General features: G+C 40.1%; 7 protein-coding genes. All 7 read right to left on the bottom strand.

Annotated features, from left to right (window positions below):
* Positions 1-88: 88 nt before the first annotated feature.
* On the bottom strand, positions 89-382 hold the full coding sequence (locus A7D14_RS07110) for a type II toxin-antitoxin system RelE/ParE family toxin (protein ID WP_067032056.1): 294 nt from the start codon (positions 380-382) through the stop codon (positions 89-91).
* Complete coding sequence (locus A7D14_RS07115; RefSeq protein ID WP_067032059.1) at positions 369-611, bottom strand: type II toxin-antitoxin system ParD family antitoxin; 243 nt, start codon at positions 609-611, stop codon at positions 369-371. Before A7D14_RS07115 ends, A7D14_RS07110 begins: the two co-directional genes overlap by 14 nt.
* Before the next feature lie 1269 nt (positions 612-1880).
* On the bottom strand, positions 1881-2270 hold the full coding sequence (locus A7D14_RS07120) for a two-component system response regulator (RefSeq protein ID WP_067032062.1): 390 nt from the start codon (positions 2268-2270) through the stop codon (positions 1881-1883).
* Positions 2242-5403 (bottom strand): PAS domain S-box protein, encoded by a 3162-nt coding sequence (locus A7D14_RS07125; protein WP_067032065.1) that lies wholly within the window; start codon positions 5401-5403, stop codon positions 2242-2244. Before A7D14_RS07125 ends, A7D14_RS07120 begins: the two co-directional genes overlap by 29 nt.
* A 628-nt stretch (positions 5404-6031) precedes the next feature.
* Positions 6032-6298, bottom strand: a complete 267-nt coding sequence (locus A7D14_RS07130) for a hypothetical protein (RefSeq protein WP_067032068.1) — start codon at positions 6296-6298, stop codon at positions 6032-6034.
* Positions 6299-6323: 25 nt separating this feature from the next.
* The gene (locus A7D14_RS07135) at positions 6324-7010 is read right to left on the bottom strand and encodes a potassium channel family protein (protein WP_067032071.1); all 687 of its coding nucleotides are present in this window, start codon (positions 7008-7010) and stop codon (positions 6324-6326) included.
* A gap of 11 nt (positions 7011-7021) precedes the next feature.
* Positions 7022-7486, bottom strand: a 465-nt coding sequence (locus A7D14_RS07140) for a potassium transporter TrkG (protein ID WP_141673273.1), incomplete at its 5' end; no start/stop codon positions are given.

Raw genomic sequence — 7486 nt, forward strand, 5'->3', positions numbered from 1 at the left:
GTCATATGCTTTATGTAATAAATATGTATTTATAGAGTTGGTTATTTAAAATGGAATTTTATTGGTGCAGTAATAATTTATTTGAACTTTAAAGGTGTTTGACAAAATTCATGCGTTTGCCCAGAACCCTAACGATAAAAATCTCGCCAACGCCATCGAATTGGTAGAAAATGACATGGGCTTCATAGCTGTAGTATTTTAATGAGCCGGAAATGGTCGATGCATCTTTTGCCAATTCTGGACGTCCGGCCAGTTCCTCCAAAAAACTTTCCAAATTCAATAAGTACTTGGTAGCCTGATCAGGGCCAAAAAACTTTATTCCATACTTATATATGCCAACTAAGTCGTATTGGGCCCTTGTGGATAAATTATAGTTCCCCATTATCAACTTTTGCGATAATGTCACTTATTTTCAGATTACTTCTGCCGCTTTGTAAACCTTCATCGATTGCCGCCTTAAGCTCCAAGAGCTTCATGTTCTCTTCCTGATCCTTTCTTACCAGATCCCTTATATATTCACTGTCATTGGTAAAATCACCTGATTGAACCCTAAGCTTTATCCAACCATCTTGTTGATTTGTAAAAGTGATCGATTTTCTAACTGTTTCCATAAACTTTAATTTGGTGATGCAATATAATACTTTTTTGCACCACTATAAAGATGGAACTTTAAATGGTGAAGAAACGGTGGCGGGATATCATTGGAAACGGAAAAAAGTGGATATGTTAAAATTATATATAAGTTATTGATTCATATTTAATTAATTCTAAAATCAAGGTGGTTTTGCAAATCTGTCCTATACTGGAAAAAAACGGATTGTGTATACAACCTTAGCCAGAAAAAAATGAGCATAGTTAAACAGGTAATAACATGCAGTTATACAGTATATCGGAGTGAAATATTAAGTGGGATGATTTTCCCGTTTTTAATGGTTCTCAGTATCCGTCCTTTCCACCAGGCCATTAACATAAGGAATTACTCATGACCAACAGGCCAATTGTCAAAAATGCTTTCATCGAGGATGTTTGAGTTAGTGAACCGGTTCCGGGACCTTAATCGATGGCCAGGCCTGTGTTCTTTTCAAACGGTGGAAATTATATAAAAAACCAACATGGCAAGAGTGTGTGGCTGGGACAATTAATAACCAGTACACATGGATAGTAGTCCCGGACGGTATGGTTACTTTTTGAGCTTTTTGAATTCCCTTTTGGATGCCTTTAATATCTTAATGAGTTCTTTCTTTTTCTGATTGCATGTTGACTTTGATATTTCCTCTTTCGTACGAAACATTAAAGATTCACAGTAAGCTATTCTATATTTTTTTGAAAAATGTATGATCCTTCTGTATAAGGGGTCGATTTGAGGTAATGTTGATGAAGAAAAATATTTCGTTAAAAACAATACGGAACTTTTTAATTTAATCTTTGTTCATAAGGCCACAATTTTTATACCAAGAATGATATGGGAAATGTAGGCCGCACAATGGAAATTTTTATTGGGGGGTTATATTCTGCTAAGAACGACAATAGGTGAAGCTCGAGTCCAAAGATGCGTGTTGAAAACCATGGTAGCCCAAAAGTTCTTTAAAGTCAATCACTTGGACAACGTAAAATTATGGTCCATAAATAAGAATTTAGCTCTAAAATACATTTAAAGCTTCTTGAAAATAATGCCTAAAACATGAAACAGAAGCCATTTATTCAAAAACGCCAATGTTTTAGGTCTTTGCTATTCATTGAAAATGAAAAAGGCGCAAAAACCAAATGCCGTGTTGTGATGTTGATTCTCTACAAATAAGGCATACCGTATATACTGCATTTGCTGGGAAACTGCAAAAACACTGGATATAGATATATCCGTGAACGGTCCTTTACTGAAATCAAAGTGGCTTTTTTAACTTCGCCACCATAAATGACTCCATCGCTAGTTCATCCAACGGTTTTTCAATGAACGAAGCAACATTAGGCAGACCATTGGCCCTATCCCTGTCCCCAGGGTTTATGGAAGACGTCAAAACATGAATCTCCACGCTTGTTTCAACCGTTAAGGAATTCACCGCTTCAAGAAACTCCCAGCCGTTCATCACCGGCATATTGATGTCCAAAAAAACAATATAGTGCCTGTCCGGATTGTTCTTGATATGTTTAAGACCTTCCAGACCGTTATAGAATATGGTAATGGGAATGCCCTTTATTTTCTGCTCGATCAAATTTTGATTTAAAAAATTGGTGATGGCATCGTCATCGATCAATAATATTTCCTTTGTCATTTTGAAAATTTTTATTGGTTATCTCTATTACTTTATGTAGTTCACGGTCAATTTCATCGATGGAGGTTGAAATAATATCCAACAGGTCCTTTGTTGAGAAAACTTCTTCTCCATAGCTTCTATGATGGATCAATAGGGACATGATCCTGGTCAGGGGCGAACGGATGGCATGTGACTGCAGCCAGGCAATTTCCGTAAGCATTTTGTTCTGATCCTTAATTTTTTCCATTTGTTCCCTTGCCTCTGTAACATCCATTGCTGAACCAATGGTTTTAATAGGGTTATTGTGGCAATCCCTCTGGACATAAAAACTATCCAGAACATAACCTATGGAGCCGTTTTCGGATATGGTCCGATACTCGATGGCCCAATCCTTCTTTTCAGACTCGTACAAATGGTTTTCTAGGGTATTCCAGACATGTTCCCTGTCTTTTGGATGGATTCTTTTGAACCAATCATTGTCTATTTCAAAGGGCTGTTTGGTTATTCGTTCCTCCACTCGATCAATAACTTGGCAATATAATAAGGTTTTGGATTGATGGTCAAGTTCCCAAATGACCTGTTTACTGGCCGACATGGCCAATAGGAACCGTTCCCTACTTATCCTTAATTGCAATTCATACTCCTTCTCTTGGGTAATATCCCGGACCGTTCCTTCAATATGCAGTGGTTCCCCTGAGGATTCATCGATGGCCATTTGGATTTCTTGGTGCACCCATTTAACGGTCCCGTTACCAGTGATGATCCTATGTTCAAATTTTGTAATGACGCCTGGTTCCAAATGGATGTTGGGATTTTCCTCGATAAGGTATCGGTCTTCTGGGTGGAAGGCTTTGGTGACATTTTCCATGGTCGGAAGGAAATTTTCAGGGGTATATCCAAAAATCCCATAGGTTTCCGGGCTCCACTCGCTAAGTTCCGAACCGAAATTTCTATACCAATAACCAATTTTAGCTATTCGATGTGCCCGGTTGAGTCTGGTGTTTGAAACCCTTAAAGAATGCTCAAGTTGCTTTTGGTCGGTGATATCCTTGGCTACTGCCAATACAAGTTCATGGTCAACATTGGCAGTACTTGACCATATGAACCATTTTTCCGTATTGTTTTTGGTCAACATACGCATTTCAACACCATCAGTTCTTCCCGAACCTCGGCGATTGGGCAACACTTGGTCCAATTTGTCCTGATCGGATGCATGGATAAAGGCTTCAAATGCCATTCCCACAATTTGTGTTTGATTTTTGCCTATTGCCTTGGAGAAGGCTTTATTGGCCTGTTTTATTCTCCCATCAAAACCAATGATGCAAAAGGGATCCGGTGAGAGCTCAAAAAACTCCAAATATTCCGCTTGGACCATTTTTTGTTTGATGGTCCCACCTATTTGGTGGCCAATTCCCTCAACAAGATATAAGATATCATTCAATTCCACTTTTGGTTTCTTTGCAAATAAAAGGAGACATCCAATGGATTCTTGGCCCGAAAGTATGGGTAGGCCAATGCAGGTTCTGAGCCCAAACTTTTTGGCGAAATTTGATCGAACAAATTCTGGGTTCTTGTCAAAATCATCCCAGATCATCAATGCATTCGCCCGTTCGATTTTGCCTTGTATTCCCTTCTCCATTGAAAAATAATCCACAGGCATGGGTTGCTTCAAAAAAAGTTCCCCACTCTTCCCACTGCTGGCTTGGCCTAGCAGGTTAAATTTGGCCCCGTCCCTTGATTTTAACCACACCTCAGCGGCTTGTATTTCGCACACTTCGACCAATTTTTCCATGATGGCATCAAGGCCGTCCCGAAGGTTTCCCTTTTTTCCAAAAGCTTTAACGAGGTCCAGCCAAAGCTCTTTTTTCAATTTGGACCTCATCCTTTCGGTAATATCTTTGGAATTCATGACAATCCCCTGAATGTTGGGCGTGGCCAAATGGTTGCTCCAAATGGATTCGATCCACTTCCAGGTTCCATTGGAATGTTTGAATCGGAATGGTTCGATCTCAACATGTTCGACCTCTTGTACCATTTCGAGGGCCTTCCTTAACCGTGGTATATCGTCTTTGGACAATCGATCAAAAAAACAAGTGTCCATCAAATCATGGGTTGAATACCCCAATTGGTTGTTAAAAGATGGGGAAGCATAACGGTAGATCCCGTCCGTATCCACGATGGAGATCAGATCGGTTCCATTCAGTACAAGACTTTTGAACCTACTTTCGCTGTTCTTCACTTTGTCCAACACATCCGATTGATTGATCAAATGGGATAGATTTGTGGTAAGTGTGTTCAACAATTGCACTTCTTCTTTCGTCCATTTCCTTTCCATATCATGGTCCTCCAAGCCGATAAACCCCCTGAAAGTGCCAGATGAAAAAACAGGAAGAGCCAATAATGACTTTAGGCTTTCTGTTTTCAAGGTTTCCGCAAGATTGGGTTCGGAGACCTCCGATCGGTTCATCGAAAAGACCCTTCCCTTCCTCAAACGCCCAATAAGGTGCTGCAGAAGGGGAAAGGGCAAGGCAGGGTAACCATCGGGATCGGAACTTATTTTAGGGTCCCTGTCGGTCTTAATTTTCATTAACGTGATCCTATCATGTTTTGAATCGCTCCGAAAGAAATAGACCCGGTGGATTTTCAAGGTCTCCAAAAGCAATGTAAAACAAACATCCAATGCTTTCAACCAATCCGGGTTTCGAATCAAATTGTTGTTCATATCCGAAATGGCCTGGAAAAGTCGGTTTTGGGAAAGCAACCTTTTTTCGTACTCCACGGTATCGGAAATATCCATGGCTATGACAAGTTCAGCTGCTCTACCTTTGTATTGGATGAGATTGCCTTTTAGGAATACCGGGAAAACCGTACCATCCTTTTTCTTATGGCGATAAAAGCCTTCTTTGTAGGTATCCTTTCTACCTTTGGCATTCTCAATGGCTATCTGTAGCTTGGGAATATCTTCTTTAGGTCTAATGGCTTTAAGGGTCATACGGAGAAAACGGCCTTTTGTAAAGCCATACTGTTGGATAGCAGCATCATTGACCTTTAGAAAACGAAGTGTCTCAAAATCATAAATCCACATGGGGTGTGGACAAAAATCAAAAATATGGTCTTCCGATAAACTGGAAGCATCTAGGATGGGGGACATTCCTTTGAGGTTGGTTTAAGAAGTTTGGGATAATCGAAACGGTTGGATAACCAAACGTCACTGGTAAAGAATTAAGTTCTGAAGCATGTTGCCTATATGGATATGGTTGGTTTACTAAATTGAAATTCCAAGTCCCAATGAATTTTATCCGTAACGGATTTTAATCACAAATATTTTAAAATTATAAATTAAGTTTAATAAAATCAAATGAATTTTAACCATGCATCTCTTTGTTTCTTCTCGGAAAAAAGTCGTAGTTGATCCCTACTATCCCTATTTTACGACCGAAGGGTAATGATGTGATACTCCTTATGTACATCCAAAATGATATCTTTTTCTGAGAATTCTACACTTTGAAATAAACATATCCCAAAAGAAATCAAACTAGTCATTAATATCACAGTTATCGTTGTTTTTTCTTTTACTTACTGGTATCCGTTCTCATATGAATATCGACTACACTAATAATTCTTCAATCTCTGTTAGCCCTTCCAGACAAAACAAGTGTAGTTAAAATTTGAACTAAAAGGACATCCTATTTTAAATGTTTATACCGAATCGTGGTTCCATGGTCAAAAGCATAACGGATTTTTATGGTGCCATACCCATTGAACCCAATGATTTGAGCTTATTCGGGATTTGAAACATGTATGGGATTGCTACAATTCCCTTTATGTGCCATAAACCCGAATGCCGAATTGGAATCAGGCTCCTCTTTATAAACCAAGTATTCACAGCCTTCAAAAACAATGGTCTCAAAATGGTCTTTGGGAATACTTGAGGTCTTGCCCTCAATAGTATTGGACAAAGAATCTTCAACCCGTTGTCGTTCCATAAGCATTTGCTCATAGTCCCTGTCCTTGCATGAGGCCGTGAACAATGGTACAGTCAACATTGCTAGAACGAAATTATACTTTGCCCTAATCATCTTTAAGAAATTTTTTGATGTCCTTGTTGGAACCATAGACCACAATGATGTCATCTTTGTTAAGCATACTATCGGGATTGGCGACCCCTTTTACCTTAGTGACATTTCGGGTCTTGCCCACCACGCTTCTTTCCTCGGTGTTGGCAATTGTGGTCAATACCAATAAATTGTATTCCTCTCTTATATTGCTCTCCCTTATGGTTTTGCCATGGAGCTTAGTGGGAACCTTTACCTCGACAATACTGTAATCATCGTTCAACTCAAAGGAATCCACTACTCCTTTGAGACACAATTTTTTGGCCCACCGTTCCGCTGATTCCTCCTCTGGGTGTACTATTTCATCCACCCCAATAGCGTGCAAAACCTTTTCATGAAGTTCATCAATGGACCTGCTGATCAGGCGTTTAACCTGAAAGTTCTTAAAAAGGGCAGTGGCCATCACACTGGCCCCTTTGTCCTCACCAATGGCCACAATGACCATATCGGTGTCCTCCAAAGGTAGGCCCGAAACCGTAAATTCATCAGTGGCATCCATACAGATTGTATGGGAGATACGCTCCTTGTAGTTGTCGACCCGGTTCATGTTCGTATCGATACCAATAACTTCATTGCCCTGTTCGGTCAACTTTTCCGAAAGAGATGCGCCAAAGCTTCCAAGTCCCACAATGATATATTTCATAATCAGTTCTTTTAGTTTATGGTAAGTTCCTCAACAGGATACTTATAATTTTTCTGCTTTACCTTTTTGAACACTGCAATCAACAAAGTGAGCATGCTGACCCTGCCGATGAACATGACCCCGATGATGACGAATTTGCTGGCAGCGCTCAGCTTTGCGGTTATTCCCATACTCAGACCAACGGTGCTGTATGCCGAAAAGCATTCAAAGGCGATATCCATCAGTTTTTTGTCGCTGTCAAAAATGGAAATCAGTATAACGCCAGAGCCTATTACCAGTAGGGACAATGCTATTACGGCAAAGGCACGTCGCACAGAGATCTCGGAAATCTCCCTGCGAAAGACCTCAATCCTTGATTTTCCCTTGGCCAGGCTCAAAAAATTCAGGGTGGCAATTGCGAAGGTATTGGTCTTTATGCCCCCTCCCGTTGAGGCCGGTGACGCCCCCACCCACATTAGCAGGAAGATCATCATGAT

This window comes from Allomuricauda sp. CP2A (genome assembly GCF_001683915.1).
GTDB lineage: Bacteria > Bacteroidota > Bacteroidia > Flavobacteriales > Flavobacteriaceae > Flagellimonas.